This is a genomic window from Tepidamorphus gemmatus, from assembly GCF_004346195.1.
GTDB lineage: Bacteria > Pseudomonadota > Alphaproteobacteria > Rhizobiales > Tepidamorphaceae > Tepidamorphus > Tepidamorphus gemmatus.
On record NZ_SMAK01000004.1, the window covers coordinates 264,299 to 289,025 of the forward strand.

General features: G+C 65.8%; 25 protein-coding genes. 6 read left to right on the forward strand and 19 right to left on the reverse strand.

The window, feature by feature from the left end; all coding sequences use genetic code 11:
- Window positions 1-97: 97 nt before the first annotated feature.
- The 5 genes from EDC22_RS08705 to EDC22_RS08725 form a co-directional block, all read right to left on the reverse strand.
- The gene (locus tag EDC22_RS08705; RefSeq protein WP_207903732.1) at window positions 98-289 is read right to left on the reverse strand and encodes a DUF6898 family protein; all 192 of its coding nucleotides are present in this window, start codon (window positions 287-289) and stop codon (window positions 98-100) included.
- A 47-nt stretch (window positions 290-336) separates the two neighbouring features.
- Window positions 337-1,662: a L,D-transpeptidase family protein gene (locus EDC22_RS08710; RefSeq protein WP_245499690.1), complete on the reverse strand. Its 1,326-nt coding sequence runs from the start codon at window positions 1,660-1,662 to the stop codon at window positions 337-339.
- A 188-nt stretch (window positions 1,663-1,850) separates the two neighbouring features.
- Window positions 1,851-2,363, reverse strand: a complete 513-nt coding sequence (gene ldtR / locus EDC22_RS08715; protein ID WP_132806244.1) for a transcriptional regulator LdtR — start codon at window positions 2,361-2,363, stop codon at window positions 1,851-1,853.
- Window positions 2,364-2,591: 228 nt separating this feature from the next.
- The gene (locus tag EDC22_RS08720) at window positions 2,592-3,011 is read right to left on the reverse strand and encodes a DUF6163 family protein (RefSeq protein ID WP_132806245.1); all 420 of its coding nucleotides are present in this window, start codon (window positions 3,009-3,011) and stop codon (window positions 2,592-2,594) included.
- Between the two features lie 4 nt (window positions 3,012-3,015).
- A complete protein-coding gene (locus EDC22_RS08725) occupies window positions 3,016-4,089 on the reverse strand; it encodes an enoyl-CoA hydratase/isomerase family protein (RefSeq protein WP_132806246.1) in 1,074 nt (357 codons plus the stop codon).
- Between the two features lie 182 nt (window positions 4,090-4,271).
- Between EDC22_RS08725 and hemB the strand changes: the two genes are divergently transcribed.
- The 4 genes from hemB (at window position 4,272) to EDC22_RS08745 (ending at window position 9,475) form a co-directional block, all read left to right on the forward strand.
- Window positions 4,272-5,321, forward strand: a complete 1,050-nt coding sequence (gene hemB, locus EDC22_RS08730) for a porphobilinogen synthase (RefSeq protein WP_132806247.1) — start codon at window positions 4,272-4,274, stop codon at window positions 5,319-5,321.
- 171 nt (window positions 5,322-5,492) lie between these two features.
- Entirely contained in the window at window positions 5,493-6,731 is a 1,239-nt protein-coding gene (locus EDC22_RS08735; RefSeq protein ID WP_132806248.1) for a threonine ammonia-lyase, read from the forward strand.
- A 107-nt stretch (window positions 6,732-6,838) separates the two neighbouring features.
- Complete coding sequence (locus EDC22_RS08740; protein WP_132806249.1) at window positions 6,839-8,680, forward strand: SLC13 family permease; 1,842 nt, start codon at window positions 6,839-6,841, stop codon at window positions 8,678-8,680.
- Window positions 8,681-8,710: 30 nt separating this feature from the next.
- A complete protein-coding gene (locus EDC22_RS08745; RefSeq protein ID WP_132806250.1) occupies window positions 8,711-9,475 on the forward strand; it encodes an arginyltransferase in 765 nt (254 codons plus the stop codon).
- A 182-nt stretch (window positions 9,476-9,657) separates the two neighbouring features.
- Here the strand turns inward: EDC22_RS08745 and parC are convergent, their stop codons facing one another.
- The 12 genes from parC to rpoZ all read right to left on the reverse strand — a co-directional run bounded on the left by parC (window position 9,658) and on the right by rpoZ (window position 21,490).
- Complete coding sequence (gene parC / locus EDC22_RS08750; protein WP_132806251.1) at window positions 9,658-11,928, reverse strand: DNA topoisomerase IV subunit A; 2,271 nt, start codon at window positions 11,926-11,928, stop codon at window positions 9,658-9,660.
- A gap of 244 nt (window positions 11,929-12,172) precedes the next feature.
- A complete protein-coding gene (locus EDC22_RS08755) occupies window positions 12,173-12,874 on the reverse strand; it encodes a L,D-transpeptidase (RefSeq protein ID WP_132806252.1) in 702 nt (233 codons plus the stop codon).
- Between the two features lie 203 nt (window positions 12,875-13,077).
- The gene (gene recO, locus EDC22_RS08760; RefSeq protein ID WP_132806253.1) at window positions 13,078-13,797 is read right to left on the reverse strand and encodes a DNA repair protein RecO; all 720 of its coding nucleotides are present in this window, start codon (window positions 13,795-13,797) and stop codon (window positions 13,078-13,080) included.
- A 38-nt stretch (window positions 13,798-13,835) separates the two neighbouring features.
- Window positions 13,836-14,771 (reverse strand): GTPase Era, encoded by a 936-nt coding sequence (gene era, locus EDC22_RS08765; RefSeq protein WP_132806254.1) that lies wholly within the window; start codon window positions 14,769-14,771, stop codon window positions 13,836-13,838.
- Entirely contained in the window at window positions 14,768-15,469 is a 702-nt protein-coding gene (gene rnc / locus EDC22_RS08770; protein ID WP_132806255.1) for a ribonuclease III, read from the reverse strand. The genes era and rnc overlap by 4 nt, the downstream gene beginning before the upstream one ends.
- Window positions 15,466-16,224, reverse strand: coding sequence for a signal peptidase I (gene lepB / locus EDC22_RS08775; protein WP_132806256.1), 759 nt, complete (start codon window positions 16,222-16,224; stop codon window positions 15,466-15,468). The genes rnc and lepB overlap by 4 nt, the downstream gene beginning before the upstream one ends.
- A gap of 115 nt (window positions 16,225-16,339) precedes the next feature.
- Window positions 16,340-16,750 carry a holo-ACP synthase gene (acpS, locus tag EDC22_RS08780; protein WP_132806257.1) on the reverse strand — a complete coding sequence of 137 codons (411 nt, stop codon included), beginning with the start codon at window positions 16,748-16,750 and terminating at the stop codon, window positions 16,340-16,342.
- A gap of 9 nt (window positions 16,751-16,759) precedes the next feature.
- The gene (locus EDC22_RS08785) at window positions 16,760-17,545 is read right to left on the reverse strand and encodes a pyridoxine 5'-phosphate synthase (RefSeq protein ID WP_132806258.1); all 786 of its coding nucleotides are present in this window, start codon (window positions 17,543-17,545) and stop codon (window positions 16,760-16,762) included.
- Entirely contained in the window at window positions 17,542-18,126 is a 585-nt protein-coding gene (locus EDC22_RS08790) for a DUF2062 domain-containing protein (protein ID WP_132806259.1), read from the reverse strand. Before EDC22_RS08790 ends, EDC22_RS08785 begins: the two co-directional genes overlap by 4 nt.
- A gap of 68 nt (window positions 18,127-18,194) precedes the next feature.
- Window positions 18,195-18,782, reverse strand: coding sequence for an orotate phosphoribosyltransferase (pyrE, locus tag EDC22_RS08795; protein ID WP_425385524.1), 588 nt, complete (start codon window positions 18,780-18,782; stop codon window positions 18,195-18,197).
- 12 nt (window positions 18,783-18,794) lie between these two features.
- A complete protein-coding gene (locus tag EDC22_RS08800) occupies window positions 18,795-21,002 on the reverse strand; it encodes a RelA/SpoT family protein (protein ID WP_132806261.1) in 2,208 nt (735 codons plus the stop codon).
- Between the two features lie 113 nt (window positions 21,003-21,115).
- A complete protein-coding gene (gene rpoZ / locus EDC22_RS08805) occupies window positions 21,116-21,490 on the reverse strand; it encodes a DNA-directed RNA polymerase subunit omega (RefSeq protein ID WP_132806262.1) in 375 nt (124 codons plus the stop codon).
- Between the two features lie 242 nt (window positions 21,491-21,732).
- Between rpoZ and EDC22_RS08810 the strand changes: the two genes are divergently transcribed.
- Together EDC22_RS08810 and EDC22_RS08815 are read left to right on the forward strand one after the other, a co-directional pair.
- Window positions 21,733-22,380, forward strand: coding sequence for a LabA-like NYN domain-containing protein (locus tag EDC22_RS08810; RefSeq protein WP_132806263.1), 648 nt, complete (start codon window positions 21,733-21,735; stop codon window positions 22,378-22,380).
- Window positions 22,377-23,072, forward strand: a complete 696-nt coding sequence (locus EDC22_RS08815; RefSeq protein WP_132806361.1) for a uracil-DNA glycosylase — start codon at window positions 22,377-22,379, stop codon at window positions 23,070-23,072. Before EDC22_RS08810 ends, EDC22_RS08815 begins: the two co-directional genes overlap by 4 nt.
- Window positions 23,073-23,172: 100 nt before the next feature.
- Here the strand turns inward: EDC22_RS08815 and smpB are convergent, their stop codons facing one another.
- Together smpB and dapA are read right to left on the reverse strand one after the other, a co-directional pair.
- Window positions 23,173-23,649 carry an SsrA-binding protein SmpB gene (gene smpB / locus EDC22_RS08820; RefSeq protein WP_132806264.1) on the reverse strand — a complete coding sequence of 159 codons (477 nt, stop codon included), beginning with the start codon at window positions 23,647-23,649 and terminating at the stop codon, window positions 23,173-23,175.
- A gap of 20 nt (window positions 23,650-23,669) precedes the next feature.
- Window positions 23,670-24,551, reverse strand: coding sequence for a 4-hydroxy-tetrahydrodipicolinate synthase (dapA, locus tag EDC22_RS08825; protein ID WP_132806265.1), 882 nt, complete (start codon window positions 24,549-24,551; stop codon window positions 23,670-23,672).
- Window positions 24,552-24,727 lie beyond the last annotated feature (176 nt).

Below are 24,727 nucleotides of genomic sequence, written 5' to 3' on the forward strand. Positions count from 1 at the left end.
TGCCGGACACCAGCCAGTCGACGTCCGGCAGCGGCGACGCCATAGCACAGCTGTCCGACCTGGCCAACCGCCGGGGATGCGGGCGTCCGACCCGAGGTCAATCGGCCGACATGCCGGCCAGCCGCCGCTCGAGCTTGCGCACGGCAATCCGGGCGAGATCATGGCGGGAGACACTGGCCGGTCCGAAGACGGTCACCTCGACGCCCGTCCCGGCATCCACCGCCACGGCGCGGAGCTGCGTTCCGTGGTGGCTGAACTCGATGTAGATCTCGCCGGGTCGAGGTTCCACGCCGCCGCGGGTTCCGAACGCCTCGCCCATCCGGCGCCCGTACCGCCTCAGATGCTGGATGCCGCCAGCGGAACGCCCAAGCCGTCCCGGTTGTAGACGTCCGGGCGGAAGTGGACAACGCCGTCGGAGGTCGCCCAGGCGGTGATGTAGGCAAAGTAGATCGGCGTCTGACGCTTGAGGGTCACGTCGAGCGTCTCGCCACTGCGCACAACCGTGTCGATCTTGGCGCGCGACCAGTCGCCGTTCGGCTGCAACAGCCAGTCGACGAGCTGGCGCACATTCTGCACGCGCACGCAGCCGGAGGAATGGAACCGGGCGTTCTGTCCGAACAGGGTCTGCTGCGGCGTGTCGTGCAGATAAACCGCATGCTCGTTGGGGAAATTGATCCGGATCGAACCGAGCGAGTTCTGATCGCCCGGATCCTGCTTCAGCATGTAGTCGACCGCCTCATTGGAGTTCCAGTCCACATTCGCCGGATCGATCTCCTCTCCACGCCAGGTGAAGATGCGGATCTTGTAACGCTGGAGATAGGTCGGATCCTCGCGCATCTTCGGTATGATATCCTTCTGGATGATGCTCTTCGGCACCGTCCAGAATGGATTGAAGCTGATATACTGGATCTTCTTGGCCAGCAGCGGCGACTGCCGGTCCTCGCGGCCGACGACGGCGGTGTGGCGCGACGCGACCACGCCGTTCTCGACCGCCTCGACCTCGGCCGCGGGGATGTTGACCATCACGTAGCGCTCACCGAGATCGCCCGACATCGAGCGGACCCGCACCAGGTTGGTGCGCAGTTGCTCGATGCGTACCTCGACCGGCACGTTGAGCTCGACCAGGGTCTGGTCATGGACCAGGCCATCGGGAACCAGGCCATGCCGCATCTGGAAACGGCGAACGGCGGCCTCGACATAGGTGTCGAAGGTGTTCGACACGCCGGCATTGGCCGACAGATCGCCACTGGCAATCAGGCGCTGGCGAAGCGCCGCGACGTTCTTGTGCGACAGTCCGACGCGCAGCACAGGCCCGTCGGGCACCGTGCCCCATCCGCCCCGTGCGGCGATGCCCATGTAGACGTCGATCGCACGCTGGATGTTGTCGGCGGTCAGCGCGCTCAGCGTCGGCTGGCGGGTATCAAAGGTGAAGCTCAGCGTCTGCGAGGACGGATCGAAGCGGTCGCTCCATTCCGCGCTGCGGGCGTCGAAGGTGATGATGGAGGGATCCTGATCGCGCGCCGATACGGATTGGGCTACCTGGCCAGATGCCGAGGCACGCAGCAACCCGAACCACGACCCGCTGCCCGAAGACTGCGCCATCGCCGGCGCGGCAAAGAGCACCGCGCAGAGAGCAATTCCCGAGACGCTCCTGATCGTCATGATCTGCCCGCGATCGTTCAACCAACCCAATCGTTCACCCAGTCCAACGGGCGCGCGGCGCACTCGCCGGTGCGCCGCATCGGTCGTGGTCTCTAACACCGCGACGGTTAACGAACAACAACGCTTCGTGACCGCAATAAGGCAGTCACGCAACTTTGTCCGCCGGAGAGCCGGAAAGGATGCGCGGTTCAGAGCCGATAGAGGATCTGATCGGTCCAGAATCGCTCAAGCTTCTGCAGCGAGCGGTTGAGGCGCTCGAAATCGTCGCTGCCCAGACCACCCACCTTCTCAATCGACTTGAGATGACGCTCGTAGAGATGCTTGACCACGTCGTGCACCTCCTGGCCCTTCTTGGTGAGGCTGATGCGTACCGACCGGCGGTCCACCGTCGAGCGCTGGTGATGCACGTAGCCGCCCTCGACCAACTTCTTGAGGTTGTAGGAGACATTCGATCCGAGGTAATAGCCGCGCGTACGCAGTTCCCCCGCCGTCAATTCGGAATCGCCAATGTTGAACAACAGCAGCGCCTGAACGCTGTTGACGTCCGCCCGCCCCTGCCGGTCGAACTCGTCCTTGATGACGTCGAGCAGGCGCCGATGCAGGCGTTCGACCAGGGTCAATGCCTCGAGATATCGGGACTTCAGCTCATCGGAGCCGTTCTCCGGCCCCGGACTCGCGTGCTTCGCGACGGCTACATTCATCTGACTGCCTCTCCGTTTGTCCTGCGGTGTTCCCCAGGTTGAGAGGAAGCCTAGCCGGTGTGGCCTAAGATCGGCTTAAAAGGCAGGATTAATTTTGTTCAAAAATCCATATTTCCGATCCATTTACCCTATGAATATGTGGACGCCCAGCGCGCGCCGTATGTCACATCTATACCCCATCAGATATAGACTCATGATATACTTCTATATTACTTCCCTCTCTCGCCTTCATTCGGACGGAAGCCTAAGTATCTGTCCGGTATTCTCCGGGGTCCCGGTCCACCACGCCAGTCCGACGTAGATCAGGATTGTCGTGACATGAAAGGTGACCGTCAGCCAAGCCGACCCGAACAGGTCGGAAAAACCGACATGCATGACGAGTTCAGCGACCGAGGAGAACAGCCAGGCCGCAACGCCCCATGCCGCGCCGCACCACAGACCGACGGCCGCAACCACCTGCAGCAGGGCAAAATAGACCGTCGCGATCTGCACGTGCGCTGGCTGGCCGGCAAAACCCGGGCCGATCGCGCCGAGGATCCTGGCCCAGTTGACAAGGCCGCTGAGGAAGTAGAACAGCGCCAGCGCGCGCAGATACCACAGCAGGATCGCCGGAGCGACGGGCGCGGCCTTGGCGAACTGCAGCGGCATCGCGTTATCCGTCCGTCCCGACGACATCCAGCCGCCCGAGATCAAGTTCCTCGTCGAGCGGCGCGAAATAGGCATCGACCTCGGCGTCCGACACGTCCTCGAGACGGTCGGGCTGCCAACGCGGCTGGTTGTCCTTGTCGATGATCAGGGCTCTCACGCCCTCAAAGAACTCATGTCCGGTCAGGATGCGGGACACGATCCGGAATTCGATCCGCATGCATTCCTCGAACGAAGATCGGGCTCCGAGCCGCATCTGGCGCAACGCGATCTTCTGGCTGACGGGGGATTTGGTCCGCATCGTGGCGATGGTCTTCCGGGCCCAGTCGGCGTGGTCCCCCTGCTCCCGGTCCAGCCGCTCCAGTACCTCTTCCACCGAGTCCGCCGAGAAGCACCGGTCGATAACAGGCATCAGCGTGCGCACCGGGGCCGCTTCGGACGGCACGGCGAACGGCGCCAGCAGCGTGTGGGTGTCGCCGGGACCGCAAAGTGCGGCGAGAATGTCGGGGAAGGCGTCGCTGTCGGCCGCCAAGGTGGCAATGCCCGCCCATGCCGCCTCGGCGCGGCCGAGGCGCGCGCCAGTGAGGGCCAGATATGTCCCGAGGCTTCCCGGCAACCGCGGCAGGAACCATGTACCGCCAACGTCCGGGAACAGCCCGATGCCGGTCTCCGGCATGGCGAAGATGGTGCGCCCGCCGACGACCCGGTGGCTGCCATGGACAGAGACGCCGACCCCGCCACCCATGACGATGCCGTCAATCAGCGCGACATAGGGCTTGGGATAGCGCTTGATGTAGGCGTTGAGACGGTATTCCTCGCGATAGAAGTCCAGGGCACGGCTGTCACCGGCGCGGCCCCAGTCGTGCAGTTGACGGATGTCGCCGCCCGCACAGAACGCCTTCTCGCCGGCAGCACGGATCACCACACGGTCGATCGCCGCATCATTGGCCCAGGCCACGAGCTGCGGATGCAGCTGGCGCACCATGCCTAGGGTCAGGGCGTTGAGTGCCTTGGGCCGGTTGAGCGTGACGATGCCGGCACGTCCGCGCACCTCGAACAGGATCTCGGCATCCTCAGCCATCGATCGGCGTCCTCGCGGTTGCAAGCGGTTGCAATCTGCCGGCGCCGGCGCACCGGGCGTGACGACCGGATAGCGGGGGCGGCATCAGGCGTCAACCGACGGCGGTTTTGAGCAGCCGCAGGGGGCGTGCTAGAGTTCGTGTTGAGAATGGTTCCAGACAACCGGGCAGGAGCGGCAACGGCATGGCTAGACGCGAGGAATCGCCGGCAAGCGGAGGCGGCACCTTCGCCAGGCCGCGCTCGGCGGGCATGGTGCGGCCGATCCGCCCCCGCAGGAACCGCCGGGCCGACTGGGCGCGCCGGCTGGTCCGCGAGACGGTGGTGACACCCGATGATCTGATCTGGCCGATCTTCCTCGTCGCCGGAAAGGGCGTACGCGAGCCCGTCGCCACGATGCCGGGAGTCGTGCGCCATTCCGTCGACGAAGCGGTGCGGGCCGCGGCGGAGGCAGCCGGTCTCGGCATTCCGGCGATCGCGCTGTTTCCCTATACCGACCCGGCGCTGCGCGATGCGAAAGGTTCGCAGGCGCTCAATTCCGACAACCTCGTCTGCCGGGCCTGCAAGGCGATCAAGGACAGCGTGCCGGAGATCGGGATCATCACCGACGTCGCCCTCGACCCCTATACCAGCCACGGCCATGACGGATTGCTCGAGGACGGCCGGATCCTCAACGACGCAACGGTCGAGGTACTTGTTCAGCAGTCGCTGGTGCAGGCGCGCGCCGGCGCCGACGTCATCGCCCCGTCAGACATGATGGACGGACGCGTCGGGGCGATCCGCGCCGCGCTGGAAGCCGAGGGGATGATCGACACCCAGATCATGGCCTATTCGGCCAAGTACGCCTCCTCGTTCTACGGGCCGTTCCGCGATGCGATCGGCTCGTCGGCGACGCTGGTGGGCGACAAGCGCACCTACCAGATGGATTTCGCCAATTCCGACGAGGCGCTGCGCGAGGCCGAGCTCGACATCGCCGAAGGGGCCGACATGATCATGGTGAAACCGGGATTGCCCTATCTGGACATCCTGCGCCGACTCAAGGACCGGTTCGCGATGCCGACCTTCGCCTACCAGGTGTCGGGGGAGTACGCGATGATCTGCGCGGCGGGTGAACGCGGCTGGATGGACCGCGACCGCTGCATGATGGAGACGCTGGCCGCCTTCAAGCGGGCGGGGGCGGACGGCGTCCTCACCTACTTCGCGATCGATGCGGCGCGGATGCTGAACGACGCCTGATCCGCACCGAAGCCTCCCGTTGCGTCGGCGGAGCGCGCCGATCGGCGCGGGGCCGGCCAACATCGTGTCGCTGGCGATCCGATCACGTCCGTCTCCTGTATCGGTGGCGGGGGAAGGATTCGGCGGGTTTGCCGCTGGACGGGTCGGCGGACGGTCTGTACGACGATCCGCATGAGCGCAAGGCTGGCGATTTCCCTGGACGACGTGCGCGCGGCCGCGGAGGTCATCCGCGGCCACGTGCTACGCACGCCGCTGGTGCCGGCGCCGCGCCTTGCCACGCTGGCCGGAACGCGGGTGGCGGTCAAATACGAGAACCTCCAGGTCACCAACGCATTCAAGGAGCGCGGCGCGCTCAACCGACTTGCAGCACTCGGTCCGGACGAGCGGCGGCGCGGCGTCGTGACGCTTTCGGCCGGCAACCATGCCCAGGCGGTGGCCTGCCATGCCCGGCGCCTTGGCATCCCAGCGACCATCGTCATGCCGCGCACGACGCCGTTCACCAAGGTAGCGAGCACCGAGGCATTCGGAGCGACGGTCGTGCTGGATGGCGAGACCGTCGCCGAATGCCGCGATGCGGTCGATCAATTCATCGAACGCGACGGCCTGACGCTCGTCCACCCGTATGACGATCCGCTCGTGATGGCCGGCCAGGGCACGATCGCGCTGGAAATGCTGGAAGAGATGCCTGATCTCGACTGTCTGGTGGTGCCGGTCGGCGGCGGCGGGCTGATCTCCGGCATCGCCGTTGCCGCGCGGGCGCTGAAGCCCGACATCGCGATCTATGGGGTCCAGACCTCGCTCTATGCCTCCATGGCAGCGGCGCTGGCCGGAAGGCCGGCCTGCTGCGGCGGCGATACCCTCGCCGAGGGCATCGCAGTGAAGTCGGTCTCACCAGCCGCGGTCGAGATCCTCAAGAAGTACCGGATCGAGGTGCTCGAGGTCGACGAATCGGCCATCGAGCGGGCGATCTACGCGTATCTGACCCTGCAGAAGACGCTCGCCGAAGGCGCGGGTGCGGCGGGGCTGGCCGCCGTTCTGGCCGAACCGGAACGCTTCGCCGGACGCTCGGTCGGTCTCGTCCTGACGGGTGGCAATATCGACCCCCGGCTGCTGTCGGCGATTGCGGTGCGCGCGCTCGAACGCGAGGACCGCGTGGTCAGCTTCCGCATCACCGTCAGGGACCGGCCCGGCGAACTGGGCCACGTCACCTCGATCCTCGGGCGCGAGGGTGCCAACATCCTCGAGGTCTCGCACCAGCGCCTGCTCCTCGACGTGCCGGCCATGAGGGCAACGGCCGACATCACCGTCGAAACGCGGGACCGGGACCACGCCGAGCGGATCAGGCAGGCGCTGGAGGCGGCGGGAATGACCGTCTCGCGGCTTGTCCCCAGGCAGCGGCCCGAGAGCTGATCCGTCTATACTCGACAGATTAGATCGTGTTAAGGCGCAGCTTGGAAAGCGGGGCGCCGGTCGTCATTATGCGCGGCCGGAGCGGCGAGCGGGGGAGCGACGCCGGAATGGAAGACTTCCACATGTGGACGACCTTCGCGGTCATCGCAGCCGCGGTCGTCGCCTACGTGACCGAGAAGGTGCCGCTCGAACTGACCGCGGTCAGCGTCCTTGTGGCATTCCTGCTCCTGTTCGAGATATTCCCCTTCGTCGGCGCCGACGGAGAGCGGATCGTCACGACCGACCAGCTGCTGGCAGGCTTTGCCAATCCGGCGCTGTTCACCGTGCTGGCGTTGCTGGTCATCGGCCAGGGCCTGTTCCAGACCGGAGCACTCGACGGGTTCGCGCAGCGGGTCGGCCAATGGGCCGGGGGCCGCACCACGATGACCACCGCGGCGGTCCTCACCGCGACCGGCGTGCTCAGCGCCTTCATGAACAACACGCCCGTCGTCGTTCTCATGCTCCCGGTGCTGGGTGCGGTTGCGCTGAGAGCGCGGATGTCGCCGAGCAAGGTCATGATCCCCCTCAGCTTCGTGTCCATCCTGGGGGGCATGACCACGCTGATCGGCTCTTCGACCAACCTTCTCGTCGCCGGCGTTGCCCGCGACCTCGGCGTGCGCAATCTCGGCTTCTTCGATTTCACGGGGATCGCGGTCATCCTGGCGGTTGTTGGCGGCCTCTACGTGCTGTTCGTCGCGCCGCGCATCCTGCCGGCGCGAGCGACGATGGTGCAGGAAGTCGGCGGCGGCCAGGGCAAGCAGTTCATCGCCCAGATTCCCATCACCTATGGCCATCCGCTGGTGGGCGCGCGCGCGGTCGCCGGCATGTTCCCGGCGCTGAAGGGAATGACGGTGGTGATGGTCCAGCGCGGCGAGCACCCGATCCATGCGCCGTTCGAGGATACGACGCTGCAGCCCGGTGACGTGGTGGTCGTGGCGGCCACGCGAACCGTTCTCACCGACGCGCTGAAGGGTACCCGGGCGCTGATCTCGGCGGAGGCGATCGGCGCGCTGGACGGCAATGGCGAGGACGAGAATACACCGCCGGCGGACGGACCGATCATGCTTGCCGAGGCCGTGGTGGCACCGGGCTCGCGGCTGATCGGCCGCACCATCGAACAGTCGGCGCTGCGGGCGATGACCGGCTGCATCGTGCTCGGCATCCAGCGCCACAGCCGCATGATCCGCATGCGCATGAGCGACATCCGCCTCGAGGCCGGCGACGTGCTGCTGGTCTCCGGCTCGCGCTCGCAGGTGGAGGGGCTGCGTCTTTCCCGCGACGTCATCCTGCTTGAATGGTCCGCCTCCGAGGTGCCGCTGACCGAGCGCGCGGGACGCGCGCTTGCCATCTTTCTGAGTGTCGTCGCAATTTCGGCCTCGGGCACGCTGCCGATCACCATTGCCGCCATCGCCGGCGCCCTGGCCATGGTGCCTGCCGGCTGTCTCAACATCCGCCAGGCCGCGCGCGCCTTCGACCGTCGGATCTATCTGCTGATCGGCTCATCGCTCGCGATGGCGATACCGCTCGAGGCGACTGGCGGCGCGCGCTTCATCGCCGAGGGCGTCGTCAGCCTGCTGGAAGGTCAGCAGCCCACGGTCGTCCTCTCGGCGATGTTCCTGCTGATCGCCTTCATGACGAACTTCCTGTCGAACAATGCGACCGCCGTTCTGTTCACGCCGATTGCGGTCTCGACGGCCAACCAGCTCGGCGTCGATCCCTTCCCCTTCGTGGTGATGGTGATCATGGCGGCAAACTGCTCGTTCGCGACGCCGATCGGCTACCAGACCAACCTGCTGGTCATGACGCCGGGACACTACCGCTTCGCCGATTTCGTCAAGGTTGGCGCCCCCCTGGCATTGTTGATCTGGCTCACCCACACTATCGTGGCGCCATGGTATTATGCATTCTGAGTTAGGGATCGATCGCCCCGGACCTCTGCCTTGAGCGAGCTCGGAAGAGACAATCCGCAGTTCTACCTGACCGCGCCGACGGCATGTCCCTACCTGCCCGGCAAGTACGAGCGGAAGGTGTTCACGCATCTGGTGGGCGAGAAGGCCGCAGCCCTCAACGACATCCTGACCCAGGGTGGCTTCCGCCGAAGCCAGAACATCGCCTACCGCCCCGCCTGCGAGGGGTGCCGGGCCTGCGTCTCCGTGCGGGTTGTCGTCGATGCCTTCCGACCCAGCCGGAGCTTCCGCCGCATCCTGAGACGCAACGCCGACCTCATTGGCAACGAGGTGCCGCCCCAGCCCTCGGCCGACCAGTACGCCCTGTTCCGCGACTATCTCGATGCCCGACACGCCCACGGCGGGATGGCCGAGATGTCCGTGCTCGACTACGCGATGATGGTCGAGGACACGCATGTCGAGACGCGGCTTGTCGAATACCGGCGGCGCGGCCCGGACACCGCGATGACCGGACGCGGACGCGGCCCGCTGCTCGCGGTCGCGCTGACCGACATCCTCAGCGACGGGCTGTCGATGGTCTACTCGTTCTACGATCCCACCCAGGAGGACCGCAGCCTCGGCACCTACATGATCCTCGACCACATCGAGCGCGCCCGCCGGGCCGGGCTTCCCTATGTCTATCTGGGTTACTGGGTGAACGGCTCACGCAAGATGGGCTACAAGATCCGCTTCCAGCCGCAGGAACATCTCACCGGCATCGGCTGGACACGCGTCAGTGCGGCGGAGGCGGCCGCGTAGCCGCGCTGATGCCGCTCATTATCCTGCCGGCATCCCGGTCAAGGAGCCGGAATCGATCAGAGGACTGTTCGCCCCGGAAGACCGTTCGCAACGACGGACGGGGCGTTGGCATTACGGATGGCGGGGTCGACGGTCGGAGCACACTTGCTGCGGCCGTCGGGCTGAAGGTGCTGACGGCAATGTCAGCCCGAACCAATCCCCGCACCGAACCTGTTCGTCCTCGGGAAGCCCTTGGGTGGAAGGCGGCCGGCCTGGCCGCGGTTGCCGCGCCATTCGTGGAGATCCTTGACGGTCCAGGTCCGGCCGGCGGTATCGATCCAGCTCAGTCCATCGGCAAGCGCGAACACCTTGGCATCGGCCAGCCCGCCATCCTTGAAGCGCTGCAGACGGACACCCTTTCCGCGGGTCATCTCCGGAACTTCCGAAAGCGGAAAGACGAGCAGCTTGCGGTTCTCTCCGATGGTCGCCACGGTGTCGCCGGCGGCCGGCACGCAGATCGCCGCCTCGACGGGCGGCGATACGTTGAGCACCTGCTTGCCCTTGCGGGTGTTGGCCACGACCTCGGCCTCCGGAACCACAAAGCCTCGTCCGTCGGTGCCAGCCACCAGCAGCTTGCGGGAGGGATCGTGGACGAAAGCCGACACGATGTCGTGCGTCTCGGCGATATCGACCATCAGCCGCACCGGCTCCCCGTGGCCGCGCCCACCCGGCAGCCTGTCGGCGCCTAGCGTGAAGAAGCGGCCATCGGTGGCGAACAGCAGGATCCTGTCAGTGGTCTGCGCGTGGAACGCGAACTTGAGTCGGTCGCCGCTCTTGAAGGGAAGGTTCGAGACATCGGTCTGGTGCCCCTTCATAGCGCGGATCCAGCCCTTTTCGGAGAGGATGACCGTCACCGGCTCCTTCTCGATCAGGGCCTCCTTTAGATCCTCCAGCGCCTCGGCAGAGGGAAGCGCGGCGGCGTCGGCGATCTCGGTGCGGCGGCGGCCCAGTTCGGTCATCGGGCCATAGGCCTTGCGGATGTCGCGGATCTCGCCTGCGATCCTTTCCCACTGGCGTTCCTCGGAGCCGACCAGCCCGCGCAGCTCCGCCTGTTCGGCGGACAGGGCCTCATGCTCGCGGCGGATCTCCAGTTCCTCGAGTTTGCGCAGCGACCGCAGCCGCATGTTGAGAATCGAGTCCGCCTGCAGCTCGGTGAGTTCGTATCGCCGGATCAGCTCGGCCTTCGGCTCGTCTTCCTCGCGGATGATGCGGATCACCTCGTCGAGGTTGAGATAGGCGATCAGATAGCCGCCGAGCACCTCGAGACGGTGGGCGATCTTGTCGAGCCGGTGGTTGGAGCGGCGGACCAGCACCTCGCGGCGATGGTCGAGCCATTGCCGCAGGACATCGGCCAGACCGAGCACCATCGGCACCCTGCCGCCACTCAGCACGTTCATGTTGAGCGGGATGCGGGTCTCCAGATCGGTCAGTTTGAACAGCGACTCCATCAGGATCGCGGGATCGACCGTGCGGCTCTTCGGCTCAAGCACGATCCTCACATCGTCAGCGGATTCGTCGCGCACATCGGCCAGCAACGGCAGGCGGCGGGCAGTCAGCAGTTCGGCGATCTTCTCGATCAGCCGGCCCTTCTGCACCTGGTAGGGAATCTGCGTGACAACCGCGATCCAGGTGCCGCGCCCCTGATCCTCCACGTGCCAGCGCGCCCGCAGACGGAACGAGCCGCGCCCGGTGCGATAGGCCTCGACGATTGATCCGTGCGGCTCGACCAACACGCCGCCGGTCGGAAAATCCGGCCCTTCTACATATCTGACGAGGGTTTCGACCGGCGCGTCGGGGTGCTTGATGAGGTGAAGCGCGGCATCGCAAATTTCCGCGACGTTGTGCGGCGGGATCGACGTGGCCATGCCGACCGCAATGCCCGCGCTGCCGTTGGCGAGCAGGTTCGGAAAGGCGCCCGGCAGGACGACTGGCTCGCGCTCCTCGCCGTCATAGGTCTCGCGGAAATCGACCGCGTCCTCGTCGAGGCCATCGAGCAGCAGCCGCGCCGTCTCGGTCAGCCGCGCCTCGGTGTAGCGCATCGCCGCGGCGTTATCGCCGTCGATGTTGCCGAAATTGCCCTGCCCGTCGACCAGCGGATAGCGAACGGCGAAATCCTGGGCGAGGCGCACCAGCGCGTCGTAGACGGACTGATCGCCGTGCGGATGGTACTTGCCGATCACGTCGCCGACCACGCGCGCACATTTCTTGAAGCCCGCGTCCGGATCAAGCCGCAGCAACCGCATCGCGTAGAGAACCCGACGGTGCACGGGCTTCAGCCCGTCGCGCACATCGGGCAGTGCACGATGCATTATCGTCGACAGTGCATAGGACAGATAGCGCTCTTCGAGCGCCTGGCGCAGGTCGATCGGTTCTATGCCGCCCTCTGGCGGCGGTGAGGAGGTGCGGGCCGACATGGCCGAGGGTTACCCGAATGCGGCGAGTCTGGGAAGCCGTCCGGACGCGCTGCCATGGCCGCAACGAGCCCTGACGCCCGGCGGTCGGCATGATCGGCGCATCGTGCGGAGCCTGCGGTCTGATGCAGTTGCTACGCGGATACGACACGGCGGGGGAATGTCTGCCCCGCGCCGGCCATCCGACTGGTGTCACGCCGATCCCCGCGCTCGCCGGACACCATCTCTGGGCGCGGCGCGGATGGGGTCAGGCGATGCCTCCGGGACCACCCAGGACGACCACCTTCGTGCCGATCGGAACGCGTCGATAGAGGTGGAGGATGTCCTGGTTGATCATCCGGATGCAGCCGGACGAGACATTCGAGCCAATCGTCCACGGCTCGAACGTGCCGTGGATCCGGTAGAGCGTGTCGCGGTTGCCCTGCCACAGGTAGAGCGCGCGGCAACCCAGCGGATTGTTCGGTCCGCCCGGAACGCCCAGTCCGCTCTGAAGCTGCGAGAGCAGCGGCACGATCTCGGGCTGACGCTCGATCATCTCCTTCGGCGGATACCAGTCCGGCCATTCGCGCTTGGCATTGATCGTCGCCTCGCCGGACCAGCCGAAGCCCTCGCGGCCGACGCCGACGCCGTAGCGCATGGCCCGACCGCCCGGCTCGACATGGTAGAGGTACCGGGCATACGGATCGACGACGATCGTTCCGGGCTGTTCCGTCGTCGCGTAGGCGACGTTGCGGCGCAGGAAGACCGGATTGATCTGCGACAGATCCACGCCCGGGATCGGGAACGGCTCGTCGTAGACCGGCGCGTACATCGCAGCATATTGCGACAGCTGCGGGTCGACAGCTTCTGCCGCCGGACCGGGCGGCGGATTCGACTGGCAGGCAGCCAATCCGACGGACGCGGTCGCAGCCGCGCCGACAAGGAAGCTGCGGCGGGTAAGCTCGGTCATTCGGTCAATGCTCCCAACAGCGTGTGTTCGCGCGAATCAAATGATCTTCTCCCGGAAATGGTTTCGACATCCTGTGCGCGCGGGTCGAGTGGGCTTGGCCTTCAATCATGTCCAGTTCGTGGTGGCAAAATGACAACACCGCGAGGTGGGTGCCCGCGCGGGGCAGCGTGGCATCCGCGACACAGTGTGGGTCCATTGCAGCCTCATCCCCCTGCGACCAGCCGGATCAGCCGTTCCCGCTCGGCCGGCATGGCGACGCGGCGCGGCTCCAGGATGTGACGCTGCAGGAAGTATCCGGTCAGCGCGAATCCTGCGGCGAGGTCGTCGGCCGACGGTTCGACATCTGGCAGCGTCAGGAACGGCGGTAACCGGAGCAGCCGGTCGCTGAACGCGGCGCCGGCCTGCCGGCTGATCGCGCGCCCGGATTTCGGCGACACATAGACGAGATCCTGCAGGCTGCCTGTCGCGGCGCATTCGCGCAGATCGAGGCCGAAGCCGAGATCTGCGAGCAACGCCAGCTCGAAACGCACCAGCGCTGCCGGACCGGCGTGGGGCGTCTCGAGCCGGGCCAGCACCTCGCCGACGCGTTCATACAGCTGCGGATGCGGATCGCGCTCCGGCAACAGCCGCAACAATGCCGCCAGCGTTGCGAAGCCATAGAGCGCGCTGCGGCTTTCCATCAGAGCCGCCGCGCGGGCCTCGCGGACTTCGATGGCGAAGTAGCCGAGATGTTCCTCCAGGCGCGCGCGCCATACGGCATCCACCGTGTTGCCGGGCTGCAGCGCAACCTGCATCCGCCGCGACCGTCCGCCGCGTACCAGCCCGAGGTGCCGCCCGCGTCCGGCCGTGAACAGCTCGACGATGGTGCTCGTCTCGCCGTGGCGGCGCACTCCCAGGATGATGCCTTCGTCACGCCATTCCATCGCCGGTCAATCGCGCGGAGCAGCCTGCCGCCGAGGGATCAATCGCGGGGGAAGTCGAGCCCCATCTCCCGGTACCGTTCCGGATCGTCGGCCCAGCTCTCCCGCACCTTGACGAACAGGGAAAGATGAACGGGAACCTCGAGAATGGCCGCCAGCTCCTCGCGCGATGCGGCGCCGATCTCCTTGATCGTACGGCCATTCTTGCCAAGCACGATGGCGCGCTGGCTCTCGCGGGCCACATAGATCGTCTGCTCGATGCGCACCGAGCCATCCCGGTGTTCGGTCCAGGTCTCTGTCTCCACGTGCGATTCGTAGGGGAGCTCCTGATGAAGGCGCAGATAGAGCTTCTCGCGCGTAATCTCGGCGGCGAGCTGACGCAACGGGAAGTCGGAGATCTGGTCTTCGGGATAGAGCCAGGGACCGGCCGGCATGACCTCGGCGAGAGCGGCCATCAGATCATCGACGCCGTCGCCGGTGAGCGCAGAAATCATGAAGGTCCGCTCGAACGGTAACGCCGCGTTGAATGCTGCCGTGACCTCGAGCAGCTTGTCGCGGCGCATGACGTCGATCTTGTTGAGGGCAAGGAACCGGCGGTGGGGGATGTCGCGCAGCCTGGCAAGGATCGCCTCGGCCTCCTCGTCAAGCCCCTTCCGGGCATCGGCGATCATCACCACCGCATCGGCATCTGTGGCGCCGGCCCAGGCGGAGCGCACCATCGCCGTGTCCAGTCGGCGCTTCGGACGGAAGATGCCCGGTGTATCGACAAACACGATCTGCGCCGGCCCGCGCACGGCGATGCCGCGCACCAGGCTGCGGGTCGTCTGAACCTTGTGGGTCACGATGGACACCTTCGCGCCCACCAACCGATTGAGCAGCGTCGACTTGCCGGCGTTCGGCGCTCCGATCAGCGCAACGAAGCCGCACCGATGAGCGGCCTCGAGAGCGTCGGACTGCGATTCGTCGCGGTCGCTCATCGGCGCACCTCCTGCCAGACGCCCTCGCGCACCAGAAGTGCCTCGGCGGCATTCTGCTCGGCCGCCCGCTTGCTGCCACCGACGGCGCGAATGCTGTCGATCCCCGGTAGCGAAACCTCTATCTCGAACTGCGGCGCATGGTCGGGGCCGGACCGGGATACCTCCCGGTAGACCGGCGCCGCGAGACCCCTGGCATGTGCCCATTCCTGCAGCGAGGTCTTGGCGTCCTTCAGCAACCGTGAATCGCGGTCGATCCGACCGTCCCAGTGGTCGCGGATGAATGTGGCTGCAGGATCGAGGCCGCCATCGAGATAGATCGCCCCGATGACCGCCTCGCAGACGTCGCCGAGGATCGCCTCCTTGGCGCGACCGCCGCTCTGGACCTCACCGCTACCCAGCCGCAGAAAGGCGCCGAGATCAATCTCGCGCGCGACCGCGGCACAGGTCTCGCGCCGCACCAGCGCCGCCAGCCGACGCGACATCTCGCCCTCGTCGGCATCGGGAAAACGCTCGTAAAGCATATGCGCCATCACCAGCCCCAGCACGTGATCGCCGAGGAATTCAAGGCGCTGATAGGAGGGTCGGCTGGTGCCGGCCACCGCGCTGGCGTGGGTCAGCGCGGTGGCCAGCAGCGAACCGTCGGAAAAGGTGTAGCCGAGCTTCGCCTCGAGTTCGGCGAAGGCCGCCGCGCCAGTCATCTCACGACGTCGAACAGCCGACCCCAGCGCACATCCGTCGGCCATCGCCAGAGCTCCCAGACTCGGGTCTGCTCATCGAGGGAGAAGAAGATCAGGTCCGCACGCCCGACAAAGTTCTCGAACGGTACGTAGCCGACCGCGCTCAGGAAGCGGCTGTCGGTCGAATTGTCGCGGTTGTCGCCCATCATGAAGTAGTGCCCCTCGGGCACCTGGTAGACCGGCGTGTTGTCACCGAAGCCGTTGTCGCCGAGTTCCAGCACGTGATAGCTCACGCCGTTCGGCAGTGTCTCCACGAACTGCGCGACCGGCGCGGCGGAGCTGCCACGGTCGGTGCTGACGAAATCCGCCACCCGCTCGCGCCGCACCGGTTCCCCGTTGATGTACAGGATCCCGCCGCGCACCTGGATCTCGTCGCCGGGCAGACCGATCACGCGCTTGATGTAATCGGTGGAGTTGTCGCGCGGCAGCTTGAACACCGCGACGTCCCCACGCTGTGGTTCACTCGCCCAGATGCGTCCGGCGAAGATGTTCGGCCCGAACGGGAACGAGAAGCGGCTGTAGCCGTAGCTGAACTTGGAGACGAACAAATAGTCGCCGATCAGCAGCGTCGGCATCATCGAGCCGGACGGGATATTGAACGGCTGGAACAGGAATGTCCGCACCACCAGCGCCAGCAGCAGCGCGTGGATCACGACACGGACGGTTTCGCCGAACCCGCCCTGCTGCCTGGGCTTCTTCTCGCTCATGACGCTCATCGACTGATATCCCCGGACGGGCCGGCCCCGTATATCGGGTTCGGTGCCGGGTCGCAATCAATCCCCGGCACGTGGCGAAAGCGCGGCGTGCAGCGGCGGTCCGGCCGGCGCCGCCTCAGGGCAGGTCGCGGCGCGGCACGGCCGAGATGATCACGACGGCCTGGGCGAGCGGTCCGTCGTCGGTGATGGAAACATCGACCCGCGGCTCGAAGCCGTCGGGCGTCAGTTCCTGCAGGATCAGACTGGCTCCCCCGGTCAGATGCATCGTCGGGCGGCCCGAGGGCAGGTTCACCACACCGAGATCGCGCCAGTAGACACCGCGGCGGAAGCCGGTTCCAAGCGCCTTCGAGCAGGCCTCCTTGGCCGCGAACCGCTTGGCGTAGGAGGCCGCCCGCATCTTGCGGCGATCCGACTTCGCCCGCTCGACCTCGGTGAAGATGCGGTCGAGGAACCGGTCGCCCCATCGCTCGATCGCGCGTTCGATGCGGCGGATGTCGATGATGTCGTTGCCGATGCCGAGGATCAACGGCCGACCTCAGGCTCCGGCCGCGTGCTGTGCGCGACGGGCAGCGTCCATCAATGCGCGCATCCGTCGCACGGCGGAGTCGAGACCGCTGAAGATCGCCTCGCCGATCAGGAAATGCCCGATGTTCAGTTCGACGATCTCGGGAATCGCCGCCACGCCGCTCACCGTCTCGAAGGTGAGGCCGTGACCGGCGTGGACCTCTAGGCCAAGCCCATGGGCGAAGGCCGCAGCCTCACGGATCCGGGCAAGCTCGGCCTCGCGTCCCGGACCATCCCCGGCCAGCGCGAGATCGCAGTAGCGGCCGGTGTGGATCTCGACGACATCCGCGCCGATGTCCTGCGCCGCCCGCATCTGCGACGTGTCCGGCTCGATGAACAGCGAGACACGGATACCGGCATCGCGCAGCGCCTGGACGAGCGGTCGTAGCGTCCGGCGCCCGCCGATCACGTCGAGACCGCCTTCGGTGGTGCGCTCCTCGCGCCTTTCGGGAACGATGCAGCAGGCGTGCGGGCGATGGCGCAAGGCAATTGCGCGCATCTCGTCGGTCGCCGCCATCTCGAAGTTGAGCGGCCGGTCGATCTCGACGCTGAGACGGGCGATATCCTCGTCGGAAATGTGCCGCCGATCCTCGCGCAGATGGGCGGTTATGCCGTCGGCCCCGGCATCGGCCGCCAGATGCGCGGCGCGGACAGGATCAGGATGACGGCCGCCGCGCGCGTTACGGATGGTGGCGACATGATCGATGTTGACGCCAAGTCTGAGGTAACGGCCAATGCCCGTGCGCGAACTGCTCATCCGCTCCTCCCGTTGTCGTTGCGCGTCGGCTGCGCGATGCGCGCCGCGCGCTCGGCAAACTGCCGGCGGCGGGCCTCCTGAAACGAACGCACCGTGGTCCTGACGAGTACATAGAAGATGAACCAGGTCAGGATTCCAAGAGGTACCGCGCCGACCAGCATCGGTTTCAGAACCGGCCATATGGCGTCGAAACTGTGCGCGAACACCCCTTCACTCATGTCGATCGGCGGTTCTGCCTCGTCGCGCATCCCCAGGATCCAGCGGCCGACCCGGTAGCTTGCGGCCCACAGAAACGGAAAGGTCAGCGGATTGCCGACCGCCGTGCCGAAGGCGGAGGCGAGCAGATTGCCGCCGGTCACGAAGGCGATCGCGGCCGCGAGGATGAAGTGCAGGCCGACGAATGGGGTAAGCGACACCAATGCCCCGGCGGCAAACCCCGCCGCGATCGAATGCGGCGACGCCGACAGGCGCAGCACCCGCTTGCCGATGTAGCGTAGCGAGCGGCCCCAGGAGCGCCGCGGCCAGAGCGCCACCCGCAGACGTTCGCGCAGGTTGGGCCGTATGCGGCGCCTGAACAGCATGGCTCAGCGGCCCCCACGTCCGGTGGCGGCGTCACCGCAGGCATCCGCGAGGGGGCCGCCGCGCCGCATCACGTCGTCAGGAACCGGCTGCCCGGCTTGCTCACCGGAACGGCCGCCAAAGATGCCGGCACGTCGCCTTCGGCATAGGTCGGGATGTCGATGACGGTCAGCGCGACGAGCGGGACGCCGACATCGGCGGTGCCGCCCGACCGGTCGACGAGACAGGCGGCACCTGCGCAATCACCGCCCGCCTCACGGATGGCCGCGATGCATTCGCGCGATGACAATCCGGTGGTCACGACATCCTCGACCATCAGGCAGCGGGCACCGGCCGGGATGGTGAAGCCGCGGCGCAGTGTGAAGCGACCGTCAACCCGCTCGACGAAGATCGCCGGCAGACCGAGCTGCCGCGCGACCTCGTAGCCGACGATCACACCTCCCATGGCCGGCGACACGACGAGATCGAAGGGGTCTTCGAACCGTGCCCGGATGTCGCCCGCCAACGCCGCGCACAGACGCTCGCCGCGCCGGGGATCCATCATCACCCGGGCGCATTGCAGGTAGGCCGCGCTGTGGCGGCCGGAGGAGAGGACGAAATGCCCCTCGAGCAGCGCGCCTGCCTGCCGGAATTCTTCGAGTACCGCAGCCTGCTCCAACGCCATCGCTCCCTAGCCGTTGACCCGACTGACCGAGTTGACCGCATCGACGTTCTTCAGCACCGAGATGATCGAGGTGAGGTGCTTGAGGTCCCATACCTCGAGATCAATGATCATCTCGTGAAAGTCGGGTGAGCGCCGGATCATCTTGATGTTGTCGATGTTGCCGTCACTTTCGGCGATCGCCTGCGTGATCCTGGCCAGCGTGCCCGGCTCGTTGATGGCACGCACCTGAATCTGGGTGGGGAACCGCTCGGGGTTCTCTTCGTCGATGTCCCAACGCACGTCGAGCCAGCGCTCGGGATAGTCATCGAAGGTCTTCAGGTCGGGCGAATGGATCGGATAGATGGTGATCCCCTCGCCCGGCGTGAGGATGCCGACGATGCGATCGCCTGGAACGGCGCCGCCATTCTCGGCAAACTTGACCGGAAGATCGCCCTTGATGCCGCGGATCGGGATGGCATTCTTCCGCGCCCTGCCGTCGGGGGCACGGAACTTCAGGCCGATGGCACGCTTGAGGCCGAACCAGCCGTCCTCCTTGCGCGCCCTGGACATCCGCTGCAGCCGCTGTTCCTGGTAATCGGGATACATCGACTTGAGGATATCGAGCGAGCTGAGCTCGCCGCGCCCGACAGCAGCCAGCGCATCCTCGACACTCGGCTGGGCGAGTCGGCCGAGGATGCCGGCGAGCCGCTCATCCGAATAGGGTTTGTCGGCACGGGCGAAGGCGCGCTGGACGATCTGCCGGCCGAGCCCCGCGTACTGACGGCGGGACGCCTCGCGGGTCGCGCGGCGGATCGCCGAGCGCGCCTTGCCGGTGACGGCGATCGTTTCCCAGGCCGGCGACGGCGACTGTGCCTTCGACGTGATGATCTCGACCTCGTCGCCGTTGTGCAGCTCGCTGATCAACGGCTCCAGCCGCCCGTTGATCTTGCAGCCGATCGCGGTGTTGCCGACGTCGGTGTGGACTGCATAGGCAAAGTCGATGGCGTTGGCGCCACGCGGCAGCGCGATCAGCCGCCCCTTCGGGGTGAAGCAGAACACCTGGTCCTGAAACAGCTCCAGCTTGGTGTGCTCGAGGAACTCTTCGGGCGTATTGCCCTCGGAGACCATCTCGATGAGACGGCGGAGCCAGCGATAGGCGCCGCTCTCGACTTGATGGCGCCCCTCGCCGGTGGCGGCCGGAGTGCCGTCCTTGTAGAGCGCATGGGCGGCAATGCCGTACTCGGCGACGTCGTGCATCTCGCGGGTACGAATCTGAAGTTCGACGCGACGATGGCGCGGTCCGATCACGGTGGTGTGGATCGACCGGTAGTCGTTCTGCTTCGGCGTCGAGATGTAATCCTTGTATCGGCCCGGTACCATGCGCCACGTCGTATGGACGATGCCCAGCGCCCGATAGCAGTCCTCGACGCTGTCGACGATGATGCGGAAGCCGATGATGTCCGAGAGCTGCTCGAAGGAGACCGACTTGCGCTCCATCTTGCGCCAGATCGAGTAGGCCCGTTTCTCGCGGCCGAACACGCTGGCGGCAATGTCGTTGGCGGCAAGCTTGGCCTTGAGCTCCGCCTCGATCTCGGCGATCAGTTCCCGGTTCGCCTCCCGCATCATCGCGAGCCGGGCGGAGATCATGTCGTAGGCCTGACGGTTGAGCTGACGGAATGCCAGCTCCTCCAGCTCGTCGCGCATCCACTGGATGCCCATGCGCCCAGCAAGCGGCGCATAGATGTCCATCGTCTCCTCGGCGATGCGGCGACGCTTGTCCTCCGGCATGTATTCGAGGGTGCGCATGTTGTGCAGCCGGTCGGCGAGCTTGACCAGCAGCACCCGGACGTCGCGCGAGATGGCGAGCATGAACTTGCGGAGGTTCTCCGCCTGCTCCGCCTTCTTGGAGACCAGGTCGAGCCTCTTGATCTTGGTCAGCCCGTCCACCAGTTCGGCGATCTCGGGGCCGAACAGTCGCTCGATCTCTGCCTTGGTGGTATCGGTGTCCTCGATCGTGTCGTGCAGCAGCGCCGAGGCGATCGTCGCATCGTCGAGCTTCAGCTCGGTGAGGATCGCCGCGACTTCGAGGGGATGGGAGAAATACGGGTCACCCGAAGCGCGCTTCTGGCTACCATGGGCACGCATGGCATAGACGTAGGCGCGGTTGAGGAGCGCCTCGTCGGCATCCGGGTCATAGCTGGTGACACGCTCGACCAGCTCGTATTGGCGCATCATCGGCGCTCACCGCGCAGCCTGAACGACCGCTCCCGCACCCATTCGTCCCGCCGCGCGGTCCCATTGCCCGTGATACCACGTGACGCCGACCGCCGCGCACTGCGCCCTCCGGCTCACTCCCGATCGTCGGGGGGGGTCAGCCCTTCGAGCCCCTTCAGCAGATCCTCCTCCGACATGCGGTCGAACTGCACATCGGAATCGTCCTCGCTGTCGCCGCTGACCGCGATCATCGGCACGGTATCAGCTTCGGGCTCGTCGACCTCGACGAACTTCTGGAGCGAATGTATGAGTTCTTCCTTCAGGTCTTCCGGCGAAATGGTCTCCTCAGCGATCTCGCGCAGCGCAACCACCGGATTCTTGTCGTTGTCCCGATCGACGGTCAACGGAGCGCCATTTGAGATCATCCGGGAGCGGTGTGCCGACAGCAGCACCAGCTCGAACCGGTTCTCGACCTTGTCGATGCAATCTTCTACCGTCACGCGCGCCATGACAGCGTACTCCGGGCAGTTGAGGGGGAGAGTTTCCGGGGATATACGCGCTCGCCGCCGCCTTGACAAGCGCAAGGGCGAGCCGCTTGAAAAGGACCATGTTCGGTTATAGACCTAGTTCCGTGTCGCTCGGCCGGCCTTTCCTATAGTGTTGAGAATGTACGGACGGCTCGCGCCATGAGCAGCCTCAGTAAATCCGGTTGCAGTATGCGTTAACTCTTCCGGGTTCGAAAGGAACTATAATGAAGTTCTATTCTCACGAGCGAATCGCTCTGTTCATTGACGGCGCCAATCTATATGCGACAGCGCGAGCCCTCGGATTTGATATAGACTATAAGCGACTTCTTGAAGTTTTCGAGGCGGAAGGTTATCTTCTGCGCGCGTATTACTATACAGCTCTGGCAGAGGATCAGGAATATTCATCTATCCGCCCGCTCATCGATTGGCTCGACTACAACGGCTACACGGTCGTTACGAAGCCGATGAAGGAATTCTTCGACGCCACCGGGCGTCGGAAAATGAAGGGCAACATGGATATCGAGCTTGCCATCGACGCCATGGAGATGGCCGAGCGGATCGACCATTTCGTGCTGTTCTCGGGCGACGGCGACTTTCGATCGCTGGTCGAGGCCCTGCAGCGCAAGGGCAAGCGGGTGAGCGTGGTCTCGACGATCACCTCGCAGCCGCCGATGATCGCCGACGAACTGCGCCGGCAGGCGGATGTGTTCATCGACCTGCAGAGCCTGGGATCACGGATTGGGCGCGATCCGAGCGAACGCGCGGAGCGCGCAGCACGCCGCGAGCAGATGGCTGCGCAGCGCAACCACCGTCCCGGGCCCGTGGCGGCAGAAGAATACGAGGAGCTCGACGACGACTACGTCGAGAACTGATCGCAGCGGTGCGGACATCGGGACAGCCTTGTGCTCCTACGGCTCGGGGTGGCAGCGAGCCACCATCCGATTGCGGCATCTGTCCCCGTCTCGTCGCCTTTCGTGATCGGAACAGGCTGACTTTTCCGGGCTATTTCAATGCTCCCGTGCCGTCCTTTGGCCCTGCCGATGCGCGTCTGCTGATCGTCGGCCTCGCGCCAGGGCTGAACGGAGCCAACCGAACCGGACGGCCGTTCACCGGCGACTATGCGGGCGACCTGCTATTCGCCACCCTGGCCGCGTACGGCTTCGCGCGCGGCGACTATGCGGCCGATCCGCATGACGGGCTGACCCTTGTCGACTGCCGGATCACCAACGCCGTGCGTTGCGTACCGCCGGAGAACAAGCCAACCGGTACGGAGACGCGCTCGTGCCGCAGGTTCCTCGCCGCCACGCTGGCGGCCATGCCACGGCTGCGGGCCATCGTCGCGCTCGGCCGAATCGCACATGACAGCGTGGTGGCCGCGCTCGGTGGCAGCCGTGCTAACGTGCCGTTCGCCCACGGGGCTCATCATGCAATCAGCGATCTGCGACTCTACGACAGCTACCACTGTTCACGCTACAACACGAACACCGGGCGGTTGACGCCAGAGATGTTCCGCGCGGTGTTTGCAGACGTGTCGGCATGGCTGAGCGAGCGGGGCGATGATTAAATCATGATGCGCGTGGTCTGATACGGCCACACCCCGCGACTGCACGCACGGTTGGCCGCAGGGTGAGGCGGGCGGAGCCTCCGGCCTCGCTTGAGGTGCATCAGCCCTTCTCGCGCATTAGGCGCGCCTTGTCGCGCTCCCAGTCCCGCTTCTTCTCCGCTTCCCGCTTGTCGTAGGTCTTCTTGCCGCGCGCGAGCGCGATCTGCAGCTTAGCCAGTCCGCGGGCATTGAAGTAGAGCCGCAGGGGCACGATGGTCATCCCCTCGCGCTGCACCGCTCCGATCAGACGGTTGATCTCCTTTCGGTGCAGCAGCAGGCGGCGCGGCCGCTTCGGTTCATGATTGAACCGGTTGGCGGGGCCGTATTCAGGAATGTGGACATTGAACAGCCACAGGTCGCCGCCCATCTCGCCGGCATAGGACTCGCCGAGACTTGCCCGGCCCTCGCGCAGGGATTTGACCTCGGTGCCGGTCAGCTGGATTCCGGCCTCGAACGTGTCGAGCAGTTCGTAATCGAAGCGTGCGCGCCGGTTCTCGGCGATGAGCCGGTCGCCCGGCGATCCGCGAGGCGGCGCCATCGCTGTTCTCCGGGATTCCGTCAGGCGTTGAGCAGGCCGGCGTGAATCATCGCCGCGCGGACCTCCCGCTTAACCGGCTCGCTGCACTCGACCAGCGGCAATCTGACCTTCGGTTCGCACCGGCCGAGCAGCGAAACGGCATACTTCACCGGCGACGGGCTGGTCTCGAGAAACAGCGCCCGGTGGAGCGGCATCAGCCGGTCCTGGTAGTCAAGCGCCAGCCGGAAATCACCGTCGGCGCAGGCCTTCTGGAACTCCGCGCACAGGCGCGGTGCCACGTTGGATGTGACCGAGATGCAACCGACGCCGCCATGCGCGTTGAAAGCCAGAGCGGTCGGATCCTCGCCGGACAGCTGGATGAAATCCTTGCCGCAGGCAGCGCGCTGCAGGCTGACCCGGGCGAGATTCGCGGTCGCATCCTTCACGCCGACGATATTGGGCAGATCGCGGGCGAGACGCGCCATCGTCTCGACGCTCATGTCGACGACGCTGCGGCCGGGGATGTTGTAGATGATGATCGGCAGGTCAGCGGCGTCGTGGATCGCCTTGAAATGCTGGTATAGCCCTTCCTGTGTCGGCTTGTTGTAATAGGGCATCACGATCAGCACGGCATCGGCGCCCACAGCCTTGGCGTGGCGACTGAAATCGATCGCCTCGGCGGTATTGTTGGACCCTGCACCGGCAATGACCGGGACGCGACCGGCCGCCGCCTCGACGCACAGCTCGACGACGCGCTTGTGCTCATCATGGGTCAGGGTCGGGGATTCGCCGGTGGTGCCGACCGGCACGAGCCCGTCGGTGCCCTCGCGGATCTGCCAGTCGACGAAGTCCTGATAGGCTTTCTCGTCCACCGCCCCGTTCGAGAACGGCGTAATCAAAGCGGTGATCGAGCCCTTGAACATGGTGCGTGTTTCCCGAAGCAGTGACGTGAAGCCTGAGCGTGGTCGCCACGGCCGCCTTGTCGAAACGGCGGGCCGACAATATGGCGGGCGCATTGCTGCAGCAAGCACCCGTCTTGCGACGGATGACACGATATCGCCCCATATGGCAACGAGCATAGTAATTTAAGCATTTCCAT

Coding starts and splice junctions, on each gene's coding strand:
- parC (WP_132806251.1), bottom strand. CDS start 11,928: ATGTCGGCCCGCACCTCCTCACCGCCGCCAGAGGGCGGCATAGAACCG.
- lepB (WP_132806256.1), bottom strand. CDS start 16,224: ATGAGCGTCATGAGCGAGAAGAAGCCCAGGCAGCAGGGCGGGTTCGGC.
- EDC22_RS08785 (WP_132806258.1), bottom strand. CDS start 17,545: ATGAGCAGTTCGCGCACGGGCATTGGCCGTTACCTCAGACTTGGCGTC.
- EDC22_RS08710 (WP_245499690.1), bottom strand. CDS start 1,662: ATGACGATCAGGAGCGTCTCGGGAATTGCTCTCTGCGCGGTGCTCTTT.
- ldtR (WP_132806244.1), bottom strand. CDS start 2,363: ATGAATGTAGCCGTCGCGAAGCACGCGAGTCCGGGGCCGGAGAACGGC.
- EDC22_RS08720 (WP_132806245.1), bottom strand. CDS start 3,011: ATGCCGCTGCAGTTCGCCAAGGCCGCGCCCGTCGCTCCGGCGATCCTG.
- hemB (WP_132806247.1), top strand. CDS start 4,272: ATGGCTAGACGCGAGGAATCGCCGGCAAGCGGAGGCGGCACCTTCGCC.
- EDC22_RS08735 (WP_132806248.1), top strand. CDS start 5,493: ATGAGCGCAAGGCTGGCGATTTCCCTGGACGACGTGCGCGCGGCCGCG.
- EDC22_RS08790 (WP_132806259.1), bottom strand. CDS start 18,126: ATGCTGTTCAGGCGCCGCATACGGCCCAACCTGCGCGAACGTCTGCGG.
- rnc (WP_132806255.1), bottom strand. CDS start 15,469: ATGACTGGCGCGGCGGCCTTCGCCGAACTCGAGGCGAAGCTCGGCTAC.
- era (WP_132806254.1), bottom strand. CDS start 14,771: ATGAGCGACCGCGACGAATCGCAGTCCGACGCTCTCGAGGCCGCTCAT.
- rpoZ (WP_132806262.1), bottom strand. CDS start 21,490: ATGGCGCGCGTGACGGTAGAAGATTGCATCGACAAGGTCGAGAACCGG.
- recO (WP_132806253.1), bottom strand. CDS start 13,797: ATGGAATGGCGTGACGAAGGCATCATCCTGGGAGTGCGCCGCCACGGC.
- smpB (WP_132806264.1), bottom strand. CDS start 23,649: ATGGCGCCGCCTCGCGGATCGCCGGGCGACCGGCTCATCGCCGAGAAC.
- EDC22_RS08810 (WP_132806263.1), top strand. CDS start 21,733: ATGAAGTTCTATTCTCACGAGCGAATCGCTCTGTTCATTGACGGCGCC.
- EDC22_RS08800 (WP_132806261.1), bottom strand. CDS start 21,002: ATGATGCGCCAATACGAGCTGGTCGAGCGTGTCACCAGCTATGACCCG.
- EDC22_RS08725 (WP_132806246.1), bottom strand. CDS start 4,089: ATGGCTGAGGATGCCGAGATCCTGTTCGAGGTGCGCGGACGTGCCGGC.
- dapA (WP_132806265.1), bottom strand. CDS start 24,551: ATGTTCAAGGGCTCGATCACCGCTTTGATTACGCCGTTCTCGAACGGG.
- EDC22_RS08740 (WP_132806249.1), top strand. CDS start 6,839: ATGGAAGACTTCCACATGTGGACGACCTTCGCGGTCATCGCAGCCGCG.
- EDC22_RS08755 (WP_132806252.1), bottom strand. CDS start 12,874: ATGACCGAGCTTACCCGCCGCAGCTTCCTTGTCGGCGCGGCTGCGACC.